The 26,101-nt window shown below is 60.0% G+C and carries 22 protein-coding genes and 1 tRNA gene; 8 read left to right on the forward strand and 15 right to left on the reverse strand.

Translation table 11 applies throughout. The annotated features are described in order from the left end of the window. Positions 1-116: 116 nt before the first annotated feature. Positions 117-1,139, reverse strand: a complete 1,023-nt coding sequence (locus DWY05_RS06575) for a DMT family transporter (protein ID WP_199409589.1) — start codon at positions 1,137-1,139, stop codon at positions 117-119. Positions 1,140-1,428: 289 nt separating this feature from the next. Here DWY05_RS06575 and DWY05_RS06580 point away from each other — a divergent pair. Further along, positions 1,429-1,503, forward strand: a tRNA-Val gene (locus tag DWY05_RS06580). 334 nt (positions 1,504-1,837) lie between these two features. Then, entirely contained in the window at positions 1,838-2,524 is a 687-nt protein-coding gene (locus tag DWY05_RS06585; protein ID WP_117821121.1) for a DUF5710 domain-containing protein, read from the forward strand. Positions 2,525-2,969: 445 nt separating this feature from the next. Here the strand turns inward: DWY05_RS06585 and DWY05_RS06595 are convergent, their stop codons facing one another. Further along, positions 2,970-4,052 (reverse strand): HNH endonuclease, encoded by a 1,083-nt coding sequence (locus DWY05_RS06595; RefSeq protein WP_117821119.1) that lies wholly within the window; start codon positions 4,050-4,052, stop codon positions 2,970-2,972. Positions 4,053-4,266: 214 nt separating this feature from the next. Between DWY05_RS06595 and DWY05_RS06600 the strand changes: the two genes are divergently transcribed. Then, positions 4,267-4,758, forward strand: coding sequence for a hypothetical protein (locus DWY05_RS06600; RefSeq protein WP_117821118.1), 492 nt, complete (start codon positions 4,267-4,269; stop codon positions 4,756-4,758). 100 nt (positions 4,759-4,858) lie between these two features. Here DWY05_RS06600 and DWY05_RS06605 read toward each other — a convergent pair whose 3' ends face one another. Continuing rightward, the gene (locus tag DWY05_RS06605) at positions 4,859-6,325 is read right to left on the reverse strand and encodes an ATP-binding protein (RefSeq protein WP_117821117.1); all 1,467 of its coding nucleotides are present in this window, start codon (positions 6,323-6,325) and stop codon (positions 4,859-4,861) included. A 569-nt stretch (positions 6,326-6,894) separates the two neighbouring features. On the opposite strand from DWY05_RS06605, the gene DWY05_RS06610 reads away from it, so the two are divergent. From DWY05_RS06610 to DWY05_RS06625, 4 genes are all read left to right on the forward strand, one after another. Then, a complete protein-coding gene (locus tag DWY05_RS06610) occupies positions 6,895-9,927 on the forward strand; it encodes an insulinase family protein (RefSeq protein ID WP_117821116.1) in 3,033 nt (1,010 codons plus the stop codon). Between the two features lie 320 nt (positions 9,928-10,247). Next, complete coding sequence (locus tag DWY05_RS10260) at positions 10,248-10,511, forward strand: type II toxin-antitoxin system HicA family toxin (protein ID WP_117821115.1); 264 nt, start codon at positions 10,248-10,250, stop codon at positions 10,509-10,511. Next, positions 10,504-10,833 (forward strand): type II toxin-antitoxin system HicB family antitoxin, encoded by a 330-nt coding sequence (locus DWY05_RS06620; protein ID WP_022094981.1) that lies wholly within the window; start codon positions 10,504-10,506, stop codon positions 10,831-10,833. Before DWY05_RS10260 ends, DWY05_RS06620 begins: the two co-directional genes overlap by 8 nt. Before the next feature lie 121 nt (positions 10,834-10,954). After that, positions 10,955-11,551: a 5-formyltetrahydrofolate cyclo-ligase gene (locus tag DWY05_RS06625; RefSeq protein WP_117821114.1), complete on the forward strand. Its 597-nt coding sequence runs from the start codon at positions 10,955-10,957 to the stop codon at positions 11,549-11,551. Between the two features lie 23 nt (positions 11,552-11,574). Here the strand turns inward: DWY05_RS06625 and metA are convergent, their stop codons facing one another. Further along, entirely contained in the window at positions 11,575-12,501 is a 927-nt protein-coding gene (metA, locus tag DWY05_RS06630; RefSeq protein ID WP_117821113.1) for a homoserine O-succinyltransferase, read from the reverse strand. Between the two features lie 211 nt (positions 12,502-12,712). On the opposite strand from metA, the gene DWY05_RS06635 reads away from it, so the two are divergent. Further along, complete coding sequence (locus DWY05_RS06635; RefSeq protein WP_117821112.1) at positions 12,713-13,690, forward strand: L-lactate dehydrogenase; 978 nt, start codon at positions 12,713-12,715, stop codon at positions 13,688-13,690. Positions 13,691-13,824: 134 nt separating this feature from the next. Here DWY05_RS06635 and DWY05_RS06640 read toward each other — a convergent pair whose 3' ends face one another. The 11 genes from DWY05_RS06640 to DWY05_RS06690 form a co-directional block, all read right to left on the reverse strand. Beyond that, positions 13,825-14,793 carry an SIS domain-containing protein gene (locus DWY05_RS06640; RefSeq protein WP_117821111.1) on the reverse strand — a complete coding sequence of 323 codons (969 nt, stop codon included), beginning with the start codon at positions 14,791-14,793 and terminating at the stop codon, positions 13,825-13,827. Between the two features lie 144 nt (positions 14,794-14,937). Continuing rightward, complete coding sequence (locus DWY05_RS06645) at positions 14,938-15,693, reverse strand: GntR family transcriptional regulator (RefSeq protein ID WP_117821110.1); 756 nt, start codon at positions 15,691-15,693, stop codon at positions 14,938-14,940. A gap of 2 nt (positions 15,694-15,695) precedes the next feature. Beyond that, entirely contained in the window at positions 15,696-17,678 is a 1,983-nt protein-coding gene (locus DWY05_RS06650) for an ATP-dependent DNA helicase RecQ (RefSeq protein ID WP_117821109.1), read from the reverse strand. 445 nt (positions 17,679-18,123) lie between these two features. Continuing rightward, positions 18,124-18,843 (reverse strand): GntR family transcriptional regulator, encoded by a 720-nt coding sequence (locus DWY05_RS06655; protein ID WP_117821108.1) that lies wholly within the window; start codon positions 18,841-18,843, stop codon positions 18,124-18,126. Between the two features lie 104 nt (positions 18,844-18,947). Beyond that, entirely contained in the window at positions 18,948-19,955 is a 1,008-nt protein-coding gene (locus DWY05_RS06660) for a YitT family protein (RefSeq protein WP_117821107.1), read from the reverse strand. 206 nt (positions 19,956-20,161) lie between these two features. Beyond that, entirely contained in the window at positions 20,162-20,791 is a 630-nt protein-coding gene (locus DWY05_RS06665; RefSeq protein WP_158558707.1) for an HAD family phosphatase, read from the reverse strand. A gap of 160 nt (positions 20,792-20,951) precedes the next feature. Beyond that, positions 20,952-21,935: an SIS domain-containing protein gene (locus tag DWY05_RS06670; protein WP_233504042.1), complete on the reverse strand. Its 984-nt coding sequence runs from the start codon at positions 21,933-21,935 to the stop codon at positions 20,952-20,954. Between the two features lie 198 nt (positions 21,936-22,133). Then, positions 22,134-22,967, reverse strand: coding sequence for a PTS system mannose/fructose/sorbose family transporter subunit IID (locus tag DWY05_RS06675; protein WP_117821104.1), 834 nt, complete (start codon positions 22,965-22,967; stop codon positions 22,134-22,136). Positions 22,968-22,980: 13 nt separating this feature from the next. Further along, on the reverse strand, positions 22,981-23,775 hold the full coding sequence (locus tag DWY05_RS06680; RefSeq protein ID WP_006235136.1) for a PTS sugar transporter subunit IIC: 795 nt from the start codon (positions 23,773-23,775) through the stop codon (positions 22,981-22,983). Between the two features lie 36 nt (positions 23,776-23,811). Then, the gene (locus tag DWY05_RS06685) at positions 23,812-24,735 is read right to left on the reverse strand and encodes a PTS mannose/fructose/sorbose transporter subunit IIAB (protein ID WP_117821103.1); all 924 of its coding nucleotides are present in this window, start codon (positions 24,733-24,735) and stop codon (positions 23,812-23,814) included. Between the two features lie 182 nt (positions 24,736-24,917). Beyond that, entirely contained in the window at positions 24,918-26,000 is a 1,083-nt protein-coding gene (locus DWY05_RS06690) for a DMT family transporter (protein WP_158558706.1), read from the reverse strand. Between the last annotated feature and the right edge of the window lie 101 nt (positions 26,001-26,101).

Here is a 26,101-nt window from a genome sequence, read left to right on the forward strand (position 1 = left end):
AGTCCATAACGTTACTAGTTTATGGCATTTTGAGCATCGACAGCTAAACTCCAGACACGGACATCAATTGTCGAAAATGCGGCACAACACCTTTTCTGTCTTGGCGGCGGCGCCAGCTACACCGTGAGGAACATCATCACGATGATCATGGCAAAGCCGATAAGGTCGGTCGGCAAAAACACCGTGCCCAGCATAACGGCGCTGGTGATGGTCGCCGAAACCGGCTCCACAGTTCCGATGAGGCTCGCACGCACCGAGCCGATGTCCTTAACGCCCTGCATATAGAGCATGTAAGCAAAAAACGATCCGATAATCACGAACACCGCGAGCGCCTCGACGCCGGCGGCGTCGAGCGCCGGCATATGCGCCCAGGGCTGCACGAAGACGCACGAGGCCACGCCCGCCGTGAGCATTGCCGAGCCCGTGACGATGGGGCTGCCGTATTCGGGCAGGATCTTGGCGGGAATCACCGCCATACACGCGGCGCTGACCGCACACATAAGACCTGCTGCCAGACCAAGCGGCGAGATATTCAGGCTGGTGGGGTCGCCGCCGGTGGCGATTAAAAAGGTTCCACCCAGAGCCAGGCCAATGCCGATGACTTCGCGAGTACGCGGCATGCGGCAATCGGTCACGCAGGTGTAGCCCATGATGATAACGAGCTGCAGGCACTGGAGCACCGTCGCGGTTCCGGCGTTCGTCAGGCGCACGGCCGAAAGATAGCAAAACTGGTTGAACAGCAGGCCAAAGGCGGTAAAGAGCAGCAGCTGTTTGCGGTCGGCGGGTGTGGTCCAGAGCTTAATCAGGCGCTCGCGGTCGCGCGTGACAACCACGGCCATAAAGAGTAGACCGGCGAGAATCTGACGCACGCTCATAAGCCACAAGGTGTCGACGTGGTAGGTATCGAACAGAAAGCTCGCGCTGGTGCCCGAGAAGCCCCAAAACGAACCGCCCACCAGCGTAGCCAAGACGCCCGTGATCATCTTGCGCGTCGAAGCGCTGTTCAGGCGGTCGCGCCATGCGCGACGGGTGTTGCGGCTGAGCTCGTCGGTGCCCTCGGGCACATCAATGTTCGATATATCGGTCATCGGCACCGAAGCCCCTGCGCCTTCGACCTGCTCGACACACTCTTTGCTCATTCCACTCCCCCGAAACAGTCTGGAAGCAATTCGGCTTACCTTACCACGGCGAAGGCACCAGCTGGAGGCTTGTCCGCTTATCGGTAGGACAATTCCGCAGGCGTCTTTCCATAGCTCGATACCGCAATGGCCTTGCATTATGCGACAGCTAAATCGCGGCAGCAGGCTCTTTTGAAATGGATATGACAAAGCCCCCGAATTCCACAATGTAAGCGATTTTTAAAAATGTTCTTGCCACCGAGTTCAGGCTCCGTTATATTATCCCTTGCGCACTTGCGCACCCTTGATCGGGCGTTTAGCTCAGGGGGAGAGCGCTTCCCTGACACGGAAGAGGTCAGAAGTTCAAATCTTCTAACGCCCACCAAATGTTCACAGCTCAGAGGCTATGTCTCTGGGCTGTTTTGTTTTATGTCGCCAAATCCGCTGGCAGTTCCAACCGTCATCGCAACGTGACATCAATTCACCTGACGAATGGCTGCCAAACAAATTCAATACCCCAACATCAACAATAGCCAGGCACAAAACTGCGCCGCAAACTGCTCCAACCGCCCAACTGGTCAAAAGCCGACCATCTACTTGCCAATCTATCCATCGGCATAACCAATCAGTCCGCACCGCAACTTCTCAGCAAAACGCCGCGATGTCTGCGCCCTGCGGTATCCTTGAGCCACTTGCACCTGCAGCACCAAGGAGCCGCCATGCGCACCGAGCTCGATGTCCCCTTTTCGCACAAAGAAGAAGCCAAGGCGCTGGGCGCCAAATGGGACCGGACCAAGAAGATCTGGTATGTACCCAGCGGCGTCAACCCCGAGCCCTTTGCCGAGTGGCTGCCCGGTGTTGACCGATCCGACCCCTCGGCGCCGTATATATATCTAGTACTGGGCAAGCGCGAATGCTGGAAGTGTCACAAAGAGACCTCGGTCGCGGCCTTCGGCATTCCCTATCGAACCGATAATGACGAGAGCATCGCCATCGCGCACGCGCCCAACGAAGCCGGGCACATTGCCATCGACACGGCCAGAGCCGACGCGCTCGCCATCGTGCCCGCTCTTGGCTGCGTGCCGGGCGAGATCCGCGACTACCTTCATAAGCGCTGCGGCTACAAGCCCGTAACGTCGCGCACCACCAAGACCGTATCGCTCGCCAGCACCTGCACCGTCTGCGGCGCGCTGCAAGGCAGCCATTACCTGTTCGAGGAGCCCACGTCGCCGTTTGCGCTCACGGCCATTAACAAGCTGCCCACACTGGAGTTCGTACGCGTGGAAGTCGCCGGCGTCTATGGAATCCCCGCCAGCCAAGGCAACTTTGACCAGGCACTCTTTACCTGGGCACGCGACCATCACGCCGAGTTCCACAAGCAGCTCGGTGAGGGGATTTATTTGTAGGGGCGGAGAGGCTTTCACAGCCAGCTCCTCCGCATCACCTATCCCTCGTCGCCGGCGTCGTACACGATATCGAGGCCACAAACAGGGCATTTCTCCGGATACACCGGCATATGAACGCCCGTACGTTTCCTCACTTCGTCGCTGAACCTGTCACGTGCATCGATGAACCGAATGTCGAGACACGGTATTTGCGAGCCGCAGCAAGGGCAGGTGACGACAAACGACCCGCAATCAACCTCTACGCTCGGAAACATATTGTTGTCTATAAGGGCACGCGGCAGTTTTCCGTACTTCCCCATCGCAATATCGCCTCGCCAGCCCACGCTCGCTCCCTTCCCGTTATTCAAACCAGGAAGAGCATGCACCAGCAAGTGCGCGCGAGATTGCATCGCCACGCGATCCGATCAAAAGACACGATCGTAAAAGACCGCCAAAGCCAAATACGCTAATACGGCAGAAGCCCCGCCTTTTCACGCTTCTTTTCCGAGCGATCGAACTCGATGCGATGGGCCTCAAGAAACACCGTATTGGGTCGCCACTGACGCTCATTCGGCTGCCTTAGCGTCGCACCCGCAAAGGAAACGTAGTCGGTCTTATCCAGCAGGTACGATCCGCACAGCCGATATTCGCCGCAAACAGGCTCAAACGAAATCAGATGAGCATCGAATAAAGCATGTAAGTCGCGCCGAAGCAGAATGCCGTTGCTGGCAACCTGCGATTTGGGTCCCGAGTAATTCTCGATATGTGCAGCCTCCAGAGCTTCGCTGACGCCGCAGTCCGACACCGCGCAACGGCCATCATAGGCGGCAACGAGCTGCTTGCGGAACCATTGTTGCCCCAATCGCTCGCGCCTTAACGCATAGCGGACTTTTTCGTCGTCGGTCGTACCCTGTCCGGCAAACTCAATATCGACGGGCATGTGCTTCAGATAGCTCATGTCGGGCGCAAAACGAGGGTCCGGTCCGCCTTTATGAACAGGACCGTGCAGAACAAACCATCCGTTTTCGGGCTCGAACCGCTCAACAAACGCAAGGCCGAGCACCTTATAGCCCACCTCGGTTGCAAATATGACTCCGACTGGAACGCCACATTCCATGCAGTTGAGCATTTTACGGTTGTAATTCTGGTCTCGAAAACCAACGGTACCCGGCGCTTGAACCGAGTACTTAATGACCCACGTACCATCGTCCAAATAGAGCGGAGGCACATCGGTGTAGAAGCTCTTTTTAGAGTTATGGACCGAAAGTGCAAAGATCTTATTAGGATCTTGCTTCACCCGATCCTGGCCCGGCCAGAAGATCCCTGAATCCCGCGTTACGGGAAAGAAGTCCGAGCCAATTCTCAAACGATACTGATACTGAGAGCTATCTTCCTTGGCGTGGTGCGGAAGGCTGGTCCAAACGCCGCCGCGCTGTTCCTCACCCAGAAACCACTCCCATGCCTCAACGTATTCGGAAGGCACGAGACTGCAGGCGCGGTCATAGCTTGGTCCATCCATCAACGGAACAGCAAGGTCAATGTCGTTCATCGCCAGCACCTACAACCATACGAACGCGAGTCATGCCCCTCAATAATATGGCCGAGAGTCAATTATTACGAGATCTCATTCCGCGATCGGCACATCGTTGATGTTCTCGGTTTGCCGCTGGTGCGCTTGTACCCCGCTACCCCACTCCCCTGTATACTGATGTAGCACGTGTTTCATCCGGCTTGTTGGGCCGAATTGTTCATGGGAGGGTCTTATGGCCGCTTCGAATCCGCCTAAGGGGAGCGTTTCTTCTTCGTCCATCAAGCCGGTTACGCGCAAGGCCGTGCGCTGCCAGCGCGAGGTCGCCTGGCTTGTCACGCAGGCGGCGGGCAGGCTTGTGGCGACCACCCAGGACGTCAATGCGCCTACGCCGAGCTTTGTGTTAGCAGCGGCGCTGGATTTTGCGCGCCAATTGGAGCTTGCCGCACAGGATTCCAGCGGCCACCTCGACTACCAGAATGTTATGGCACCCGACCTGCAAACGTTCTGCCACATGGCCAAGTTGCCCGCCGCGCCCAATGCGCTTTCGGACGCAGGCTACATGTTTACGCTTTCGGGCGCGGACCTTATCCGCGATATCTACGCATACTGCAGCGAGCTCGCCGAGCGCCACGTCTTTGACGCGGCAGAAGTCAAACCGGGATATGTCATCAAGCTGGTTCTTAGGCTGTTCTTGATGGACGAGTTCGGGGCCATGCCGGCGTAAGCCGAGTCTTCAGCATCACCGTCGACCGAGCAACAACCGCTTTACCTTAGTGGGCGCCAATCGAGAGTCGATTAATGGGTCGCCTCGTCCACTAACGCATTTATTCCACGCGCTCTGACAGTCGATATTTGCGGTTGCGGCTTGTCGGCGGCGCCGTCGGCTCAAGCTCACCCTGCTCAATGAGCGCATTGACGCGTGCCCTAACCTGGGAAACCGTGAGTCCCGTGCGTTCTGCCAGCTCACGCGTCCCCAGCTCGCCGTAGTGTTTGAGTGCCGTCACAATTAAGCCCCCGCCATGATCGACCGGCTCGATCTTTGAACGGTAAAGTACGACCTTGAACCGATCGAACCCCGGGCAGAACAGGGGCTCGGCCAGACCATGCGCGCGCATGGCATCGATCATCATCGGGATGCCCGAGCCATTGCCCTCAGCCGGCGAACCTGCGCCATCCGGCAGCGGGACAATCGACATGAGTTTCACGAGTGTCGCGTTACGGCATCGGGAGCTGCCGTCAAACAAGTTCTCGCGAGCCTTTCCCCCGTAAAGGCCGCCAGGATTCGTCACCTCGATGCGGTCGTCAAAGACGTCGACGGCAATCGATTGTCCACAGAACCGATCCCCGTATTCTCGATGGATTACGGCGTTGGCGATTGCCTCGCGCAGAACCTCCTCGGGAATCTCCAGCGAGTCGACACGCGAGACGCCTTGGACGGTCGATGTTCGCCGCAAATTCTTGGCGACGGCCGCGACAGCACCCGAAATCATCTCGCCCAACGTTCCCTCACAGATTGTGCGGTCCATAAACCTTAGTGGCCCCGCAGCTCCCTTTTGAGCTCCCACGTGGACAGCCACATCAATGAAGAGCTTGGGATAGAACTGCTGAGGGTAAACGCCCGCGGCAAGGAGGCCGGCCTTGGTAACATTGCCCTGGAAGTCGAGGAGATTCAGGCGCTCCATCTTTGTCTTCTTGTCCGTCGCGCCACGCATCGCTCGAGGCGTCAACGAATAGGCACGTTCTATCGTGCGGTCGACCAGCGACTCGTCGAGATCGCCCACACTCGCGCCGGGCACCGCATCGCGATCGCTAGGACTCGTCCGTTCGTATGACGACAGTGCCAAAACCTCGGTCGACGAAAGCGGGACATCTTTGTCATCGATGCGTTTGTAGCTGCCACCTTGAGCGCCCCGCTCTATGACATAGCAAGGCTTGCTAGACGGGTCGAGCTCCTCAATCGTGATAACGAGAACAACGGTACCCCGAAGCTCCACGCGCTCAATGGTGTATCTGGGCGGATTGGCCAGCTTTCCGCGACCGCCGGCATCGCCCATGCCCGCCACGAATTGGTTGAGCACTTTCTCGGTCTCAAAGTTTGCAACTGGAACAAAACCCGCGCGCTCACTCACTCCGAGTACGATGATGCCGCCGGCGGTGTTTGCGAAAGCGCTGACCGTTTCCCATACGTCGCGGGAAAGCGTCGTGGCGCTCTCCTTGACCTCGACGTTAAGATCGTCCGAGCCCATGCGCCTTAAAGACTCGAGCAGACCGGTCAGTTCGTTTTCGTTCATCTGCACGTCCTTTCGCTCGGTTCTGCGAAGAATGCCGCGAATAGATTTCCTGCGTCTCTCAGTTATCTCTCGTAATTATCTCTCATCTTTCTGTTATCTCTCATATTAGAGAGGAGTGAGAGATGAAAGATAAGATGTCTGTCATCTGTTTCATTTAAACATGTTTTCGCTGGTAAAACAATTTATATTGAGACAATACCATGGTTGCCTGTCTCTTTGCAGCATTGTTATCTCTCATATTTATCTCTCATCTTTCTGTTATCTCTCATATTAGATACGAATGAGATATGAGAGATGTGTGGGCGGCGGATGAGCGTGGATTTTGGACGGTCGGAAAATGAGGGTGGATATTTGGACGGTTTTTGGGCGTTTTGAGGCTGATTCCGTCCGAAAATCCACTCTCATTCGATAGGCGTCCAAGTTTCCACGCTCGCGCGGCGGTCACGCGGGGCCTATGCCCAATCCGCTGGCATCGTCTTCAGTTCGCCGCAGAGCCGTGCCCCCATATGGGTATACTCTCGAGGATTCGACTCGATTCGCCCCCGCTGGGGCGTCAAAGGAGACTGCTTATGCCCACCACCTCAACCGACCCGCGCGCCGCTGCCGCCGCGCTGCTGGTGCCCGGCACTACCTGCCACGGCTTTGCCGTCGAGCGCTGCGAGACCGTGCCCGAGCTCGACTCTGACGCTTACGTGCTGCGCCACACTGCCTCGGGTGCTCGCCTGCTGTACCTGGCGTGCGACGACGAAAACAAGGCCTTTGCCATTGGCTTTAAGACGCCGCCGGCCGATTCCACCGGCGTGTTCCATATTCTTGAGCACTCGGTGCTGTGCGGATCGGCCAAGTTCCCCGTCAAGGAGCCGTTTGTCGACCTGATCAAGAGCTCCATGCAGACGTTCCTCAACGCCATGACCTACCCCGACAAGACCATCTACCCCGTTGCCACCACCAACGAGCAGGACCTGTACAACCTGATGGACGTGTACCTGGACGCGGTGTTTAACCCGGCCATCTATACCAAGCCCACCATTTTTGAGCAGGAGGGCTGGCACTACGAGCTTGACCTGCCGGAGGACGCCGAGGGCGACGGCTGCTCCGCGAGCCTGCGCGAGGGCACGCTGCACTATAACGGCGTGGTGTTCAACGAGATGAAGGGTGCGTTGTCCGACCCCATGAGCGTGCTGGACGACGCCGTCAACGCCGCGCTCTATCCCGACACCGCCTATGCGCACGAAAGCGGTGGCGACCCGCGCGCGATTCCCGCGCTCACCTACGAGCAGTTCCTGGACACGCACGCGCGCCACTACAATCCTTCCAACTCCTACATCACACTCTACGGCGACCTGGACGTGGACCGCGCCCTGGCCTTTTTGGACAAGCGCTATCTGTCGCAGTCGAGTGCCGCGAGCCGCCGCATGGACGCTGCCGTCGCCGCCGGCGAGGACCCGTCCACGCTGGCGCCCAATCCGCTGGGCGTGCAGGCGCCCGTGACCTGCGAGTACAAGCGCGTCGAGATGGCTACCACGCCCGAGAACGCCCTGGTGGGCCTGGGCCTGGTGCTGGGCAGCGCACTCGACCGCAAGCGCACGATCGCGGCGGATATCCTTTTCGAGGCGCTGCTGGGCTCCAACGAAGCGCCGGTTAAGAAGGCCATTCTGGCCGCCGGCCTGGGCGGCAACGTGGTGAGCTACACCGCGGCCGAGAGCCTGCAGCCCTACGAGCTCATCATGCTGCAAAACGCGCAGCCCGGCGTGGCGCGCGAGTTGCGTCGCGTGTTCCAGGACGCCTGCCGCGACCTATGCGAGCGTGGCGTTCCGCGCGAGCGCCTGGAAGCCATCATCAGCAGCAACGAGTACGACCTGCGCCAGCGCGACTACGGTATCGCCGACGGCGTGGCCATTGCGTGTGACGCGCTGAGCACCTGGCTCTACGATGACGACGCCGCGACGCTGGCGCTCAAGTACGGCCCGGTATACGAGGAGCTACGCGGCGAGCTGGACGGCAGCTACTTTGAGGACCTGCTGCGCGAGCTCGTGCTGCAGAACGATCACATGGCACTGGTCGAGCTGGTGCCGGTGGACGCCACCGAGGGTTCGGAGGGTGCCGAGGCCGCCGAGCTGGCAGCCAAGCGCGATGCCATGACCGATGCCGAGCTGGCCGACGTGGTCGAGCGCACGGCCGCGCTGCGTGCCGCGCAGGAGGCCGAGGACACGACCGAGGACAAGGCCACGCTGCCGCGCCTGCGCGTGTCCGACATTGGCGAGGCACGCCCCGAGCCGCTGCTCGTTGTGGACACGACCGCGCCCATCCCCTGCCTGCGCCACGGCATCCCCACCAACCGTCTGGCCTACGCCATGCAGTATTTCGACCTGAGCTGCGTCGCATTTGAGGACCTGCCCTATGTGACGCTGCTCTGCCGCCTGCTCAAGCAGCTGCCCACACGCGAGCATTCTGCCGAGGAACTCGACAACTTGCTCGCCGGCAAGCTCGGCTTTTTGAGCTTTACGACCGAAGTCATGACGCAGCCCGAAGTGGACGGCGTGTGCCCCTACCTGCTGGTGAGCGCCGGCGCCCTGTCCGAGAAGATCGATGCGTTGGCGAGTCTGCCGCGCGAGGTATGGTCGAGCACGCTTTTGCTCGATGCCGACGCCGACCGCGTGCGCGACGTGCTCACGCAGATTCGCATTGGGCTTGAGCAGGGCTTTATCAACAACGGCCACTCGGCGGCACTAGGTCGCGCGATGAGCTACAGCTCGCCTTCGGCCGTGGTGCGTGAGCAGCTCTCGGGCGTGGACTTCTACCTGTTCCTGCGCGATTTGCTCGAGCACTTTGACGAGCGCGTGGACGGGCTGCGTACCAAGCTTGCCAAGCTGGCGGAGCGCATCTTTGTGGTCGATGGCTGCCTGGCGAGCTTTACCGGCAGCGACGAGGACTTTGACGCGTACTGGGATGCCGCGGGCGACCTGGGGCTTGGCGCGGGCGACGGCGCTGCCAGCGGCACGCTCGTGGTGCCGGAGCCGCGCGACCGCCACGAGGCTTTCGTCATCCCCAGCGACATCTGCTTTGCCGCGCGTGCGTGCGATCCGCGTCGCCTGGGCATTGACGTGACAGGCGCTTGGGCCGTGGCTGCCAACGCGCTCTCCTACGACTACCTGTGGAACGAGATTCGCGTGAAGGGCGGTGCGTACGGCTGCGGATTCCGCGCAGCCGGCGAGCGCCAGACGGCGTTCTACACCTACCGCGACCCGGCGATCGATCCTTCGATTGAGCGCGTGGAGCGCGCGGGTGCATGGCTTGGCAGCTTTGAGCCCGACGAGGCCGCCTTTGAGGGCTTTATCGTGAGCTGCGTGAGCGGTATGGACGCACCGGTGAAGCCGTACGCGCTCACCAAGCGCCGCAACACGACCTACCTGGCCGGGCTCGATCCGCACGCACGCGAGGAGCGTCGCGCCCAGATGCTCGCCGCCACGCCCGGTGAGCTGCGCTCGCTCGGCGCCGACGTGACGCGCATCGCAGCCGAGTCGCCCACCTGCGTCTTTGGCGGCCGCGAAGTCATCGCCAAGAGCAACGCCGACTTTAACGTCGTCGACCTGCTGGGCTAAGGCACGGCAAAGGTAGATTTTTGGGACATGCCTGAAAATCTACCTTTTCTTTTGCCGCTGCTTGGGCGGGGCGGCGCAGCCCACCGCGGCGGTTTGTCTCAATCTGTAACATCTAGGTCCAATTTTGCCGAGTTACTGTTACAGATTGAGACAAACCGCCGCAGACGCCCACTCCACAGCACAGACCACCACAAAGGTGCCTGTCTCCTTCCTCAGTTGTGATTCGAACACTTGTTCTATACGCACACATGTTCTATAGTAGAGGTGCTTGCATCGAACTGAAATTGCAACTAGAATATAGTTGCAGAATGTGAGGCGGGATGACTCGATCCGATAAACTCATCGCCCAGCTGCTTAGCTGTCCTTCAACGTATAGATTCGCTGACTTTCTTAAAGTTATGGCTTCATATGGCTTTGAAATGGACAGCAAAGGCAAGACATCCGGATCGCGCGTTCGCTTCTACAGGCCATCAGATGGCAGAATGTTCGTAATGCACGCGCCTCATCCATCTGACGAATTGACAGTGGGGACCATTCGAAACATCGTTCGCTTTCTGCAAGATGTCGGAGGTAGTCATGAGTAACGTTTTGGCATACAAGGGTTATTTCGCCCCGGTCGAGTTCGATGCCGAACAGCATGTGCTAACAGGTATGGTCGCCGGCATTAGGGACGCAATCGTATTTGAAGGCTCCACGGCTGAAGAAGTGGAGCAATGCTTCCACGACGCCGTCGACGATTACCTTGAGTTTTGCGCCGAGAAGGGCAAGGAACCCGAGCGGGCTTTTAAGGGCTCGTTCAACGTGAGAACGGGCTCTGAGCTCCACAAGCAAGCAGCGCTGGCGGCGGCAAAGAAGGGTGAGTCACTCAATAAGTTTGTGACTGAAGCGATCGCTGCGGCGCTGTGAAGCCAACGTCGAGTCGAAGCCGCCACAAAGGGCGCCTTTGCGGCGGCTTCGACGTTTGCCCAGATAAAACCTGCCAAAATAAACCTGTCCCTTTTTGGTAGGTTTGGGAGAGGGGGCTAGGATGGACAAGGCTGAGTTGCGGCGGGCGGTGATTGCTCGGCGCGATGCTCTTGATTTGGACTTGCAGGCGGCGAAGTCTGCTGATATCTGTGCGCGGCTGGTTGAGCTGTTGGATCGCTCGGATGCCGCGGCGCCGCACACCGTTGCCGTCTATGCCGCGATGGGTTCCGAGGTCAACCCTGCCGCGTTTGCCGCTGCGGTCGCCGCGCGCGGCTGGCGCGTGGCCTATCCGTGCATGCTCTCGGCAATTGATGCCGCAGCTTGTGGCCAGCGCATGTGCATGCGAGCAGTTGCCGCCGACGATGCGTCCGCGGCTCCGTTTATCGCCCACCCCGCGCGGGCCTTCGCGGCCACGGACATCGACAGCGACCGCTTCCCCATCGTACCTGCCGAAGCACTCGACATGATTGTTGTGCCGCTCGTGGCCTTCGATCAAACCGGCGCGCGCCTGGGCTACGGCGGCGGTTGCTACGACCGCTACCTGCCCATGCTCTCACCCGCATGCCAAATCATCGGCATCGCCTTTGACGAACAGCGTGTCGACCACGTTCCCACCGATGCCCACGACCTGCCGCTACCCCACATCATCAGCGCCTAACGGCTGGCGCACCTCCCGACAGCCTAGTGCTCCTCGCCGGCACGGGCCAGGTCGTAGGGCGTGGTCTGGTAGACGTAGTAGTTGAGCCAGTTGGTGTAGAACAGCTGAGCCTGGCTGCGCCAGACGTTGCGCGGCTCGGCGGTGGGGTCGTCGCCCGGGAAGTAATGCGCCGGCACCTGAGGGTTGAGCCCGCGCTTCACGTCGCGCTCGTACTCCAGGCGCAACGTGTCGCTATCGTACTCGGGATGGCCAAAGACAAAGAAGCGACGGCTGTCGGTCGACTTGACGATGTACAGGCCCACCTCGTCGGACACGGCCACGACCTCAAGCTGCGGCTCGGCCTCCACGTCCTCGCGACGCACATCGGTGTTGCGCGAATGCACGGCATAGAAACGGTCGTCAAAACCACGGACCAGCGGGCTTTGCGGCTTCACCAGATAATGCTCGAACACGCCACTCGCCTTTGCCGGCAGGTCGTGCTTCTGAATACCGTAATGATGGTACAGGCCGGCCTGCGCGCCCCAGCAAATGTGTAGCGTAGAGTGTACGTGCGTGGTGGACCAATCCATGATCTGGCAGAGCTCGGGCCAGTAGTCGACCTCCTCGAACGGCATCTGCTCCACCGGGGCGCCCGTGATGATCAGGCCGTCGTAGTGGATGTCGCGGATGTCGTCGAACGTGCGGTAGAACGTCTCCAGATGGCCGGCGCTCACATGCGTGGCCTCGTGCGTTTTGGTGCGCAGCAGGTCCACCTCCACCTGCAGCGGCGTGTTGGAGAGCTTGCGCATGATCTGCGTCTCGGTGGCGATCTTGGTGGGCATGAGGTTGAGGATGAGCACGCGCAGCGGGCGGATGTCTTGGTGCAGCGCGCGGTACTCGGTCATGACAAAGATGTTCTCGCTCTCGAGCTGCGCGGCGGCAGGGAGGGCGTCGGGGATGCGAATGGGCATGGATGCTCCTTACGAGTCAGTTGCAGCTATGGTACAACGACCGGCCCCATCCGTGCGAGCGCATCGCCCAGCGATGCCGTCAGCGGCCCAAATCACTCCAAAAGTAGAGATTAAGGCATGTCCCAAAAATCTATGGCGCTTTAGTCTAGCAAAGTGGTGGCAGGACGCTACAATGGTTCGACGCGAAAAACTCGGCCGAAAGGATGCATATATGTACCAGACGCGTAAGATCGGTGTGGTCGGCCAGGGCCACGTAGGAGCACATGTTGCCAACAGTCTGCTCATGCAGGGCATTGCCGATGAGCTGTACCTGTGCGATATCAACGAGGCCAAGGTGACGTCCGAGGTCCAGGACCTGCGCGACTCCCTTTCGTTTGTCCCGTACAACACCAAGATCGTCAACTGCTACGACCACTACGAGGAGCTTGCCTGCTGCGACGTCATCGTCAACGCCGCCGGCAAGGTCGCGCTGGCCGCCGGCAACCGCGACGGCGAGCTGTTCTTTACCACCGACGCCGCCCGCACCTTTGCCAAGCGCATCGTCGACGCCGGCTTTGACGGCATCTTCGTGAGCATCTCCAACCCCTGCGACGTCGTGTGCACCGAGCTGTGGCACCTGACCGGCTACGATCCCAAGAAGATCATCGGCTCGGGCTGCGGTCTGGACTCCGCCCGCCTGCGCACCGAGATCTCCAAGAAGGTCGGCGTGAGCCCCAAGTCCATCGACGCCTATATGATCGGCGAGCACGGCTTTAGCCAGCTGGCTGCCTTTAAGTCTGCAACCATCGCCGGCAAGAGCCTTAACGAGCTTCAGGCCGAGAACCCCGACAAGTATGCCTTCGACCACATGGAGATCGAGGAGCTCGCGCGCAAGGGCGGCTACGTAACCTACCAGGGCAAGCAGTGCACCGAGTACGCCGTCGCCAACTCCGCCGCGCGCGTCTGCGCCGCCGTGCTGCACAACGAGCACGCCGTGCTTTCCGCCTCCACGCTCATGACCGGCCAGTATGGCGAGGAGGGCATCTTCACCTCCCTGCCGTGCGTGATCGGCGCCGAGGGCGTCGAGGAGGTCTACACGCTCGACCTGTCCGAGTACGAGCTCGAGGGCTTCCACAAGAGCTGCCAGCACATCCGCGACAATATCGCCCAGCTCGACTGGTGGGACGCCGAGGCATACGACGCGAAGTAGGCCGCCTGTTGACGCGACAACTCGCTAATACGGACGCAATGTAAAGCGGGCTGCGCCGGAAATCCCCGGCGCGGCCCGCTTTTTTGACTCACGTAGTGCCCTTGCGAATCGAAGGTGAATACTTTTCCCGGTACCTAGTACTGCTCGATGCCCATGTAGCGACGAACCTCGGGGCTGTGGTCGAAGACCTTGCCGCGGGCAGCGCGCAGCTCGCAGCTCATGTTGTAGAAGAAGATCGGCTCCAGGAACGAACGAACGCTGGCAGGCACTTCGCCCACGCCGTACTCGAGCGCATCGAGCACCATGACCGTATCGGTGTGCGTGTTGAGGAACGCGAGCGCGCGCTCCTCCATGGGGCGGCACTCGCCCGATCCGAGCTGCACAAAGTAGAACACGCCGGGCTCGGTAGCCTCGAAAGGACCGTGGAAATACTCGCCGGAGTGGATGTAGCAGCAGTGCTGCCACTGCATCTCCATGAGCGAGCAGATGGCCATGGCGTAGGTCTGGCTAAAGTTGGGACCGGAACCCAGGATATAGAAGAACTTATGCTGCTGGCAGAGCTCGGCAAAGCGGGCGCCCAGCTCGGCGTTGACCTTCTCGCGCGCGGCGGGCAGCAGCGCGTCCATCTGCTTAAGGCCTTCATACATGTCGGCGAGCGCCTCGTAACCCTCCTGCTGGTCGAGCAACTCGGCGGCGATCAGAGCGCCGATGCCCTGCGGCACCTCGGCCTGTGACACGCCCTCGCCCCACGGATAGACCCAGGTGGTCCACTTGCCGTTATCGATCTTGGAGCCCTCGCAGTCGGTGAGGGCAACGACCTCGGCACCGGCTGCCAGCGCCATCTCGCAGCCATCAACGACCTCCTGCGTGTTGCCGCTGTGGCTGCAGGCAATAACGAGCGACTTCTCGCCAAGGCTCTTAGGGGCCATCAGGCAAAACTCGCGTGCCGTGTAGACCGTCGAGGTAAACGTGGTGGCCTCGCGCTTGAGCAGCTCGTTGGCCGGCATCAGGTCGATCATCGAACCGCCGCAAGCAATCCAAAAGACATTCTCAATCTTGCCCTTGCGCTCGATAATTTCCTGAACCAGATCATGTGCGTTCACGGTGACGCTCCTCCTTGTGTGGCGGCTTTGGATGACGGCAGCTCGTACCTGCTGTCGTTCTATGTTGTCCTATTTATAGCACGCACGACGACGCTCGTGAAGCCATTTCGCCAAACTTGTTCTATGTTGTTCTATCTGTGGATGTTAGATGTCGAACACGTAGCGCGAGCCCACGATCTTTTGGCGTCCGAGCAGCAAGGGCCGCTCGTCCGCATCGGTAAAGTACGCCTCCATATAGAAGAGCGGCTCGCCGACCGGCACCTCCAACAGCGGGGCCGCCTGAGCATCGGCAAGCGCAATCTCCACGGTGCAAGGGTCGGACTTGAGAGGTGCGCGGCCCGAATGCTCGGCAACGAGCGCAAAGATCGAGTTATCGGCGAGGTCCTTATCGGCAAGTGTCTGCAGATAGGGATGGTCAGCCAGCACAAAGGCGTTGTTCTCGAGCATGACGGGCACGCCGTCTGCCGTGCGCACGCGCTCGACAACGATGAGCTCGCAGCTGGGTTCCACCCCAAAAAACGCCGCGTCCTCGCGCGTCGCCGCAACCACCGTGCGCGACACCAGGCGTGCTCCGGCCACCATGTCGTTGGCGGCGCAACCCTCGGAAAAGCTCTGAACGTCACCCTTCTGGACAATCTTGCGCTTGAGCTTGGGCGCGCACACGAACGTGCCCCTCCCCTGCTGGCGGTTGAGATACCCCGCGCGCGACAGCTCCTCGATGGCGCGGCGCACGGTGATGCGTCCCACGCCGTAGGACTTCGCGAGCTCCATCTCGGAAGGAATGCGCGAGCCGGATGCGTACACGCCGCGCGCGATCTCGCCCTTTAGGTCGTCCATAACCTGCTGGTACAGCGGCACGGCGGATACCTCAGTGCGCTCGGTTTTATCGTCGAATGCCATCGTTATGCTCCATTCCGTGCATGCTCGGACTCAAACTCTTCAATCGCCGCCATAAACTGCTCGCCAAAGGCGTCGGCCTTTTTCTCGCCAATGCCGTTGACCTGGATAAGCTCGTCGCGCGTCTGCGGGCGTTGACGGCACAGACCGCGCAGGGCCTTGTCGGAAAAGACCATGTACGGCGCCATCTCCAGCTCGGTCGAGATCTCCTTGCGCAGGGCGCGCAGACGCTCGAACAGCTCGGCATCGTCACCCACGCGCAGGCGCTGATCCAGCTCGGCCTCCTCGCGCAGCAGATCCACCGCACGGCGGGCGCGGGCCGAAGCCTTGCGCTTGGACGCGCGACGCTTAACGGTAAAGGCGAACGCCTCGTCCTCGACCTCGCCGGCGCGCGGGCCTAGCCCCACGACCGGGTACTGCCCCTGCGAGGTGGCCAGGTAACCGCGGCCGCACAGCTGGCCGATGATGTCCTTGATGCGCCCGACCGATTCGCTCGACAGCTCACCGTAGCCGCGGTCCTCGTCCAGATGCATCTGGCGAATGCGCTCGGTGTTGCCGCCGTGAAGCACGTCGGCGATGAGCGACTTGCCAAAGCGCATGGGACGCGTGGCCACATAGCGCACAGCGGCGCGGGCCATATCGGTGACGTCCTCGACCTCGAACTGCGTGAGGCAATTGCTGCAGTTGCCACAGCCCTCGACGTCGTCCGTGGCGGTGCCGCCCGTACCGGCCGAAGCAGCATGCTCGGCCGCGGACTCGTCGCCAAAGTAGCGCAGCATGTATTCGCGCAGGCAGCCGGTGGTATTGCAGTAGCCCTCCATCTGGCTGAGCAGACGATATCGATTCTGGAGCGCCCACGCGCGCTGCTCGTCGTCGAGCGCCTCATCGGCAGCATCGCCGCGGTCGATCAGAAAGCGGCGCATGCGAAAATCGTTGCCGTTCCACAGCAAGTGGCAGCTGGCCGGGTCGCCATCGCGGCCGGCACGTCCCGCCTCTTGGTAGTACGCCTCGATGCTCTCGGGCACGTTGTTGTGGATCACGTAGCGCACGTTGGGCTTGTCGATGCCCATGCCAAAGGCGTTGGTGGCAACCATCACCTGGATATCGTCGTCGATAAAGGCGCGCTGGCTTTGGCGACGGACGTCGTTGCCCATGCCGGCATGGTAGCGGCCCACGCGAATGCCGCTGGGGCCCAGCGCCTCGGCAAGCTCGCCCGCCAGCGCATCAACCGTCTTGCGGGTCGAGCAATACACGATACCGCTCTCGCTCGAATGCGCGATTACGTAGTCGCGCACCCAGGCGGTCTTGGCCTTGTCGCCCATCTCCTCGCAACCAAAGTAGAGGTTCTTGCGATCAAAGCCCGTCACCACCGTCGCCGGGTTTTGCAGGCCGAGCATCTGCTGAATGTCCGCGCGCACGCGCTCGGTCGCCGTAGCGGTAAAGGCCGCCACGATGGGGCGCTGCGGCAGGGAATCGATGAACTCGCGAATCTGCAGGTAGGCGGGGCGGAAATCCTGACCCCATTGGCTCACGCAGTGGGCCTCGTCAATGGCCACAAGCGGAACGCCAATGCCGCCTTCGGCCGCAGCTTCCTGCGCAAAGGCCAGAAAGCGCGGCTCGAGCAGGCGCTCGGGCGCCACATACATAAGTTGGTAGCGGCCTTCGCGCGCCCGCTTGAGCACGGTGTTTTGCTGAGCCGGCGTAAGGCTGGAGTTGAGATAGCTGGGGTGCGCGCCCGCCGCGAGCAGCGCGCGGGTCTGGTCCTCCATAAGCGACAGCAGCGGACTCACCACAAAGGTGATGCCGGGCAACATGAGCGCGGGCACCTGGTAGCAAATGGACTTGCCGGCGCCCGTGGGCATAACACCCAGCGCATCGCGGCCTGCAAGAATCGCATCCACCATGCGGTCCTGCCCCGGGCGAAACGAGGTGTAGCCAAAATAGGCGCCGAGCGTGTCAAGCGCCATCTGCTGCATGCTATCGGTCATGGTTTCCTAACGTCCAAGTCATCTGCCGCCGATTATACGCCGCCACGCGGACCGGTGCCGCACAGCTGCCAGCGATGGGCTACGCAATCCGAAGGGAACGAGCGTGGATTTTTAGACACTTTCCGGATGAGCGTGGATAATCTCCCACTTTGAACCCGCCATTGAGCCAAAAACGGGAGATTATCCACGCTCATTCTGCGGGTAGTCATTGGGGACGTTCTTGAATGACTAGTCGTTTAAGAACGTCCCCAACGACTAATCTCTTGACAAACGCGGAAACGTCTCTGGTTGAGCATAAGTCAGCGAAAACGCCCCTAAGCGAGCAAGGTGACGTGAAAGAGGAGGGAAGCGTACTTTGGTACGCGACCGACGATTGAACGTCAGATTGCCGCTTAGGGGCGTTTGCAGTGTCGAGCCGTTACGCGGTTTGGTAAAACCGCGTAACTTACATCACCATGACGTAGCGCGATCCCACGTAGTACTGCTTACCCATCAGGACCGGCTCGCCATTGGGGCCGATAAAGCCGGCACGCAGGTTGAGCAGCGGATCGTGCGGAGCAATGCCCAGCTCAGCCGCCTGCTCGGCATTGGCGCGAACGGCCTCGACCGTGCGGTAGCCAACCGAGACAATCGGCGTTCCGCCAACACGCTCGACCTCGGCAAAAATCGACTTGTCCTCAAGATCGGCCGTCAACAGCTCACGGTAGGCGTCAAACGGCACAAAGATGTTCTCCTCAAAGATGGGCTCGCCGTCGGCCGTACGCACGCGCTTGATATGCAGCAGCAGCGCATCCTTCTGCAGGCCAAAGAACTCCATCTCGTTTTGACGCGCCGGGACAATCTGGCGATCGACCACATGTGCACCGGCCTTCATGCCATTGTCGGCACACAGTGCAGTAAACGTCTGCAGCGTCGAGGCGTGAAACTGACGGTTGATGTGTGGCGTGGAGACAAAGGTGCCACGGCCCTGCTGCTTAACCAGGTAGCCATCGGAGCACAGCTCCTCGACGGCTCGGCGCACCGTAATGCGGCTCACCTCGTACTGCTCGGCAAGCTCGAGCTCGGACGGAATACGCTCCTTGGGTGCATAAACACCTTTCTCGATCGCATCCTTGATTTCGTCGTAAATCTGCTGGTAAAGCGGTGCATTTTTGGGCGCAGGCATATCAAATCACTCTTATCGAAATATCGAAATAACTAATACGTATATAACGTCTTTTTATATGTTACCTCAGTTGGATAAAACGATACACCACATACAGCAAATCCTTACTTGCCGTCGTCCTGTTGCAGACTGTCCTGCTCGATGAGGCGCGCCTGCCTGCTGGCCATGCGCGCGGGCTTGTCGGGATCGGGTACGGCCGTAGGCATGGGCTCGTCGACATGGCCACCCCACCAGCCGCCCACAAAGTTGAGCGTGTGAAACACATTGATCACGGCGCCGGGATCAATGTCGCACACCAGCTTGATAATGTCCTGGCTCTCGTAGGTCGAGACAACGGCGTGCAGCAGGTACATCTTTTCGCGGCTGTATCCGCCGATGACCTCGGCGCAGCTAATGCCGTGCTGAAAATGGTCAACATAGGCGGTCATGACCTCGTCTGCCTTACGCGTCGTGATCTGCAGCGTCACGCGATCGTAGCGACGATAGAAACTGTCGATGGTCTTGGTCGAAATAAACTGGAACACGATGGAATACGCCGCCTTGTCCCAGCCAAACATAAAACCAAAGATCGCCAGGATAAAGCAGTTGAAACCAAAGATGACGCCCCAGATGGTCTTGCCCGTGTGGTTGGAAACCCACAGCGCGATAAAATCGGTGCCGCCGGTGGATGCGCCGGATTTAAGCGCGATGGCAGCGCCCAGACCCGAGACCACGCCGCCAAAGATGATGAGCATGATCTTGTCGCCCAAAAACGGCGCGAAGTGAAAGACGTTGAGGAACAGCGACGAGAGCACGACCTGCATCATCGAGAAGATGACGAAGCGCTTGCTAATGCCGCTCCAGCATAGGAGCGCCACGGGGATGTTGAGCGCGAGCATACCGAGCGAGATGTCGATGTGAACGCCGCCCAGCGAAGTAACGCGATCGAGCAGGACCGCGACGCCGGTGAGACCGCTCGGAAGCAGGTCGGCGGGCTGAATGAACGCCTGGATCAGGAATGTCTGGAGAACGGCGGAAATGGTGACCGCCACGGCAGTAATGGCGCGGCGGACGATGGTAAGGCGGCCGAGCACGAGCACTCGGTCCGTGAGCTGATCGATGGCGTTCGCCACGTAGGCTCCTTTCGAAGGCAGATATAGTTGTGGGGCATGTCGGCGATTGTAGCATGGAGCGCGAAAGGGCGCTTCAATTCACCCTCTCTCGACAACCATCAGAAGAACCGTGAGGCCGCTCAAAAGAAAAACGCCGTGAAGAGAGCGATCCCTTCACGGCGAATTCGGCATTTGCCCAGATAAAACCTGCCAAAATAAACCTGTCCCTAAATGGCAGATAGGATGTCGGTCAGGTTGTCGATGACAACGTCAGCGGCGGACTGGTCCAGGTTGACGCCCTCGTGCGGACGCAGCGCCAGGACGCGGGCGCCGGAGCGCTTGCCGGCCTCGATGCCCAAAGGCGAGTCCTCGATAACCAGGCATTCGGCAGGCTCCACCCCCAGCGCCTCCATGGCACGCAGGTAGATCTCGGGGTCGGGCTTAAACGCACTGCACTCGTGGCCGCTGATGGTGTAGTCCAGCACGTCGGCGATGCCGGCAATCTCCACCAGCTCGTCGATCAGCTCGCGATAGGACGAGCTCGCGATGGCACACTTCACGCCGCGCTCGTGCAGCTCACGCATCACCGGCTCCGTCTGCTCGTTGAGCAGCTCGGCATACGGAACGGGGTGGTCCGGGCTGTAGACCTGCTTGTACTCCACGCGCAAGCGCTCGCGCAGCTCAACATCGTCGGGCACCAGCGCCTCCCAAATGGCGGGCTCGTTAGACCCCGAAAGATCGGGAATCTCGTCAAAGTGAAACCCCTTCTCTTCCATAAACGCCACGCGGCGGCGGTTGTAGAACCACTCGGTATCGACCAGCACGCCGTCCATATCAAACAGCACTGCCTTGATCATACGCATCTCCTCCCACCTGCCAAAAAGGGACAGGTTTATTTTGGTAGGTTTTATCTGGGGTTTTATGACGCGACAGACACGCCCTCCCCAGAGCAAAAAAGGGGACGGGGCGCAAACCCCATCCCCTCTCAATCATCCCGTAAGGTCTACTTACTTGTGATTAGTAGGAAAGCTTCCACATGTAGCGACGCATGGTCAGCGGGTGCTGACGAGCCTCGGCGATCTGGTTGCCGTACTCGCGCATAACGGCGAGGTGCAGCAGCGGGTTGAAGTAGGTGACGACGCTCGCGGGCACGGCGTCAGCCAGGCCGTAGTCCTTGGAGTCGATCAGAGCGACCTTGGCGCCCATGCGCTCAAGGAAGGTGAGGGCGCGGGCGTCCATCGGACGGGTAGCGCCATCGGACATGAAGAAGACGTAGGGCTTACCCTCGGTGGAAACCTCGAACGGGCCGTGGAAGTACTCGCCGGTGTTGTAGGCGGCGGCGTCGATCCACTGCATCTCGGTGAACAGGAAGGCGGCGTGAGAATAAGCCATCTTCTCGGAGGCACCGGAAGCCATGAAGTAGATCATCTTGTCGTCCTTGAAGTCCTCGGCGAACTTCTTGGCGAGCTTCTTGCAGTGCTGAGCGGCGTTCTCGCAGAGCTCGAAGACGTTGGTGAGGCCGGTGATCATGTCCTCGTAGTGGTCATAACCCTCGGTCTGCTGAAGGATCTCGAGAGCAAGAGCGATGGCGTAGCCGGGCTTCTCGCACTTGGCAGCGTAGTTGGCGTGGAAGCCGTGAACGATGACGTGGTCGGCGTCGACGGTCAGAGCGGAGCCAGCCTTGTTGGTGAGGGAGACGACCGGGCAGTTGTGCTTCTTGGCAGTCTTGTTGGCCTCGACGGTCTCGGGCGTGGAGCCACCGAGGGAGCAGGTGATCACGAAGGTGTGCTCGTTGACCCAGGAAGGCGTGTCGTAGTTGAACTCGTTAGCGGTGAAGATCTGAACGTTCAGCTTGTCCGTGTTGTTGGCCAGGAAGTACTTGGCGGGGTAAAGGTCGGACATGGAAGCACCGCAGCCGACGAAGGCGACGCTGTGGATCTCGTGGTTGGACAGGACGTCAGCGACGATCTGCTTAGGGAGGTTAAGGTCGATCTCGTACATCTGACACATTCCTTTCGATTTTTGCGGCGCCACTTTGCCGGACGCACACAGGGTTACCGTGATTTGGACCGAGTCGCCGGCCCGTTGAGGATGTGTCAAAGGAGCTGTCCCTTTGACACATTTAGGGATGGAAGCCTGCCTGGGGTATGGGATGCCAGGCAGGCTCCCCGGGGAAAGCGGTTAGACGCTTGGTCGCGACTAGGCCAGGATGCCGGCCGCGGAGAGGGCGATGCCGCCCACGATGGCGATCACGAGAAGCCAACCGGTGTTGGCGTTCTTCTTGATGAGCCAGTACATAAGGCCGGTGAGGCCGAGGGAGATCATCTGGGGCATCATGCCGTCCAGGATGTCCTGGATCACGACGGTGCCGTCAGCGAACTGCAGCGGGGTGGTGGCGCCGATCAGCGTAGCGATCATGCCGCCCACGGACATAAGACCCACGATGCCGCAGACATACATGAGCTTCTCCATGAGGTCGCCGCCCTGAAGCTTGCTCAGGTACTCGTGGCCGCCCTGATAGCCCATCTTGGCTGCGAACCAAGTGATCAGCACAGAGGGGACGATGGAGATGAGCATGGCCAGGATCGGGCCCATGATGGAACCCTGCTGAGCCAGCTGAACGCCCAGACCAAAGGCGATAACGCGGATGGTGCCCTGGAAGAAGGAGTCACCGATGCCGGAAAGCGGACCCATGAGGGAGGTCTTGACCGCGTTGATCGAATCGGGATCGAAGTTCTCGGGATCCTTGGCGTACTCCTCCTCCATGGAGGCGGCGAGGCCTAGGACAAAAGCGCTCGTCTGCGGGGTGCAGTTGTAGAACGCCATGTGACGGTGGTAAGCCTCTTTCTTAGCAGCGAGCTGCTTGGGGTCGGACTCATCCGGATAGAGGCGATCGAGCGTGGGAACCATGCCGTAGAGGAAGCCCATGTTCATCTGACGCTCGTAGTTCCAAGAGGCCTGGATGGCCCAGGAGCGCCAGAAGAACTGGCTGACCTTCTTGTTCAGGGACACGTCCTTGGTTGCGGTTGCCATAGTGTGTTCCTCCTTAGTCTTCGTCGTCTTCGAGCGGATCGTAGTCGGAATCGACACCGGCGGCTGCATGGGAACCGTTGAACTTGAAGCCCATGAAGACGACAGCCAGGCACACACCGATCAGAGCGACCGCGATGACGGACAGGTTGAGGTAAGCGGCGAGCAGGAAACCGATGAACAGGAACGGAGTCATACCCTTCTTGATCATCATGGTGAGCAGCAGGGCCAAGCCGTAGGCGGTCATGATCTTGGTCGAAACGTTAAGACCAGTGGACAGCCACTCGGGAACCATGTTGACGATGGCCTGGACCAGGTCGGTGCCAACAAAGACGGCGAGGAAGATCGGCAGGAAGTACATGACGGCGTACAGACCGGAGCCGGCGCAGATGTGCATGCGGTAGGCGGTCTTGAACTTTCCGTTATCGATCGCGCTATCTGCCACATGGGTGAGGGCGGCGATGATGGAACGGAACACGATGCCGAGGAGCTGACCCAGGACGGCGACCGGGATGGCGATCGTCATGGCGGTCTCGGCGGAAGCATCGGTCAGGCACGCAAAGGCAGCGGCCACGATGCCGCCCAGGACCATATCGGGCGGAACGGCGGCGCCGACCTGCACCAGGCCCATGGACACGAGCTCGACGGCGGCACCGACGGCAAGGCCGGTGGGCACATCGCCCAGCAGCAGACCGACGAGCGTAGCGCCAACGAGGGGCTGCTCGAAGTTAAGACGACCGAGCAGGCGGGAGTCCCACATGCAGAACACGCCGACGAGGCCGACGAGCACCGCACTGATGAACGTATTCATACCCTTCTCCTTTCAGTCAGGCAAAAGCCTGGTTGATTACAGCTTGGCGTCGATGTCGACGCTCTGATACGTAGGGGTCTGCTGGACATAGAGCTTGATGCCCATGTCGAGCAGCTGGTTGACGTCGGCCTTCTGGGTGGCGTCGAGGAAGACGGAGCTGTCCTTGCCGCCGACCTGATCGGCACCGTCGTGGTTGGCGGTGGCGCCCAGGTTGATGGCGTCGAGCTTGTAGCCCTGGCAGAACTGCAGCATCTCGGCAGTGTTACCAAAGACGAACATGACGCGCTCGCCGAGGGTGTTGAGCTTGTCCATCTTGGCGAGGGCACGCTCGACGGTGAAGACGTTCAGGCGCACGCCCTGGGGCTTGGCCAGCTTAAGAGCGCCCTTCTTGATGTCATCGTTGGCGGCAGCGTTGTCGACGACGATGATGCGCTCGGCCTGAACCTTGGTGGTCCAGGTAAAGACGACCTGGCCGTGCAGCAGACGGTAGTCAAGACGTGCGAGGACGATCTTGGCGGGACCGGAGCTGTGACGGGACGCCTTGGCCTTCTTGGCGGGAGCCGCGGCGGCCTCGACCGGTGCGTTGGGGTTGGTCAGACCGGTGCGGGCCTCGTTGATGAGGGCCGCGAGCTCGGCGCCCTTGACGGGGGCGGGGCTCATAGCGAGCGTGAGCGCCAGCGGGATGTTGAAACCGCTGACAACCGTGAACTTCGTGCCGTTCTTGGAAAGCTCGACCATGCTGTTGTTGACCGAGCTGCCGAGCATATCGGTCAGCACATAGACGGTGTCGTCCGCGTTGAACGTGGCAATCAGAGCGTCCACCTTATTGGTGATGGGCTCCTTGTCGTCACGAGCAAGCGACACGACGTGGACGTTCGACACGTCGCCGAGAACCATCTCGAGCGTGTCTTTGGCGCCTGCGGCCAGGCCGCCATGAGATGCGAGAATGATCTGATTCATCTTGCCTCCTCCTTTTCGTTATGGTCATTATAACGTCTTATACGTTGCTTATATTGCTAATTAGTATAAAGACCGTTCGCGGGTGAAAATCGACCGTTGACGGGTTTAACGTACTCGAAACGTTGGAGCTAGGTAGGCCGGCACTGTCTTGGCGACACCCGGTCAGACGCCTCGCCAATCCCCTATCGCACGAAGTACCAGGGGCTTTCCTGCACGGTGGGCTCCAGCGCGATGCCGGTGCGTTCCTTAAACAGATCCATGTCCTGCGATTTCTCCGTCCACCACGCGTTGGGCTTAAAAGTCATGCTCTCAGCGACATGACCGACAAACACACTGTTGCGCAGCTCGGAGAAGTCGGTGTTCATGATCAGGATGGACGCGAGCACCAGCACAATGCCCAGAACCTTGATCGCGCCGGCGGACTCGGCATAGACACCAATGCCCACTATTACGGTGACAACCGTCTCGAAAGACATTACGACGGGAACTTTCGATGTCTCGAGCCCCATGGACAGACCCTGCATATATAAGATGTAAGCCACGGCTGTGGGGATGAGTCCAAAGCCAAGGAACAGCAGCAGTAGCTGTGGCGACATTGCCGCGGCGACATCCGGCCACGGAGCCGCGATAGCTGCCATAACCGCACCGCCAAAAACAAGGCCCCAAAACGTGACAGCCAGCGGGTGGACCGTCTTGGTTGCTATCCGGCTAAACACCGCAAGCGACGCACCGCAAAGGCCTGCAATCACGCCCGACGTGACGCCCCAAACCGAAAAATGGAAACCGGAAAGGTCGCCATTGGTCACTGCAAGTACACAGCCACCTATGTTAAAAGCGATGGCAACGAGCTTGTTGGGGGTCACGTCCTCGCGATAAAGCACGCGGCCGAGCACGACGCCAAACACCGGCGAGGTATAGAGCAGCACCGAGGCCGTGGACATGCCGACCTCGCCCATGCACTCGTAATAGCAGGTGTTGGCGGCGGCTAAACCGACGATACCGACAAGCGCGCAGGGAACAAGCTCTTTAGGGCTTGCCTTGAACAGAGCCAGGGGACCCGAGGCTTTTCCCTCACGGGCACCTCCCTGGCAACCCATAAATGCCAAGACCGGAGCCATTAAGACGGCACCCGACAACAGACGAAGGGCCGCCATGCTCTGAGACGAAACACCCAGGGCCGATATTCCGTTAACAAAGATTCCGATGGTGCCCCACATAAGCGCGGCGATCAGCACCAGCATATAGCCCACATTACTTCTCTTCAACGCAGCCTCCTCGGTATTATTTCCAATATGTTTCATGCTACGTTATAGTCGTTATATACATTTTTCAAGGCACAAATCGGCGAACGGGAAACTTTTGAAAC

The organism is Collinsella sp. AF23-4AC (assembly GCF_003462685.1).
Taxonomy (GTDB): domain Bacteria; phylum Actinomycetota; class Coriobacteriia; order Coriobacteriales; family Coriobacteriaceae; genus Collinsella.

Coding starts and splice junctions, on each gene's coding strand:
- DWY05_RS06575 (WP_199409589.1), bottom strand. CDS start 1,139: ATGAGCAAAGAGTGTGTCGAGCAGGTCGAAGGCGCAGGGGCTTCGGTG.
- DWY05_RS06585 (WP_117821121.1), top strand. CDS start 1,838: ATGCGCACCGAGCTCGATGTCCCCTTTTCGCACAAAGAAGAAGCCAAG.
- DWY05_RS06595 (WP_117821119.1), bottom strand. CDS start 4,052: ATGAACGACATTGACCTTGCTGTTCCGTTGATGGATGGACCAAGCTAT.
- DWY05_RS06600 (WP_117821118.1), top strand. CDS start 4,267: ATGGCCGCTTCGAATCCGCCTAAGGGGAGCGTTTCTTCTTCGTCCATC.
- DWY05_RS06605 (WP_117821117.1), bottom strand. CDS start 6,325: ATGAACGAAAACGAACTGACCGGTCTGCTCGAGTCTTTAAGGCGCATG.
- DWY05_RS06610 (WP_117821116.1), top strand. CDS start 6,895: ATGCCCACCACCTCAACCGACCCGCGCGCCGCTGCCGCCGCGCTGCTG.
- DWY05_RS10260 (WP_117821115.1), top strand. CDS start 10,248: ATGACTCGATCCGATAAACTCATCGCCCAGCTGCTTAGCTGTCCTTCA.
- DWY05_RS06620 (WP_022094981.1), top strand. CDS start 10,504: ATGAGTAACGTTTTGGCATACAAGGGTTATTTCGCCCCGGTCGAGTTC.
- DWY05_RS06625 (WP_117821114.1), top strand. CDS start 10,955: ATGGACAAGGCTGAGTTGCGGCGGGCGGTGATTGCTCGGCGCGATGCT.
- metA (WP_117821113.1), bottom strand. CDS start 12,501: ATGCCCATTCGCATCCCCGACGCCCTCCCTGCCGCCGCGCAGCTCGAG.
- DWY05_RS06635 (WP_117821112.1), top strand. CDS start 12,713: ATGTACCAGACGCGTAAGATCGGTGTGGTCGGCCAGGGCCACGTAGGA.
- DWY05_RS06645 (WP_117821110.1), bottom strand. CDS start 15,693: ATGGCATTCGACGATAAAACCGAGCGCACTGAGGTATCCGCCGTGCCG.
- DWY05_RS06650 (WP_117821109.1), bottom strand. CDS start 17,678: ATGACCGATAGCATGCAGCAGATGGCGCTTGACACGCTCGGCGCCTAT.
- DWY05_RS06655 (WP_117821108.1), bottom strand. CDS start 18,843: ATGCCTGCGCCCAAAAATGCACCGCTTTACCAGCAGATTTACGACGAA.
- DWY05_RS06665 (WP_158558707.1), bottom strand. CDS start 20,791: ATGATCAAGGCAGTGCTGTTTGATATGGACGGCGTGCTGGTCGATACC.
- DWY05_RS06670 (WP_233504042.1), bottom strand. CDS start 21,935: ATGTACGAGATCGACCTTAACCTCCCTAAGCAGATCGTCGCTGACGTC.
- DWY05_RS06675 (WP_117821104.1), bottom strand. CDS start 22,967: ATGGCAACCGCAACCAAGGACGTGTCCCTGAACAAGAAGGTCAGCCAG.
- DWY05_RS06680 (WP_006235136.1), bottom strand. CDS start 23,775: ATGAATACGTTCATCAGTGCGGTGCTCGTCGGCCTCGTCGGCGTGTTC.
- DWY05_RS06685 (WP_117821103.1), bottom strand. CDS start 24,735: ATGAATCAGATCATTCTCGCATCTCATGGCGGCCTGGCCGCAGGCGCC.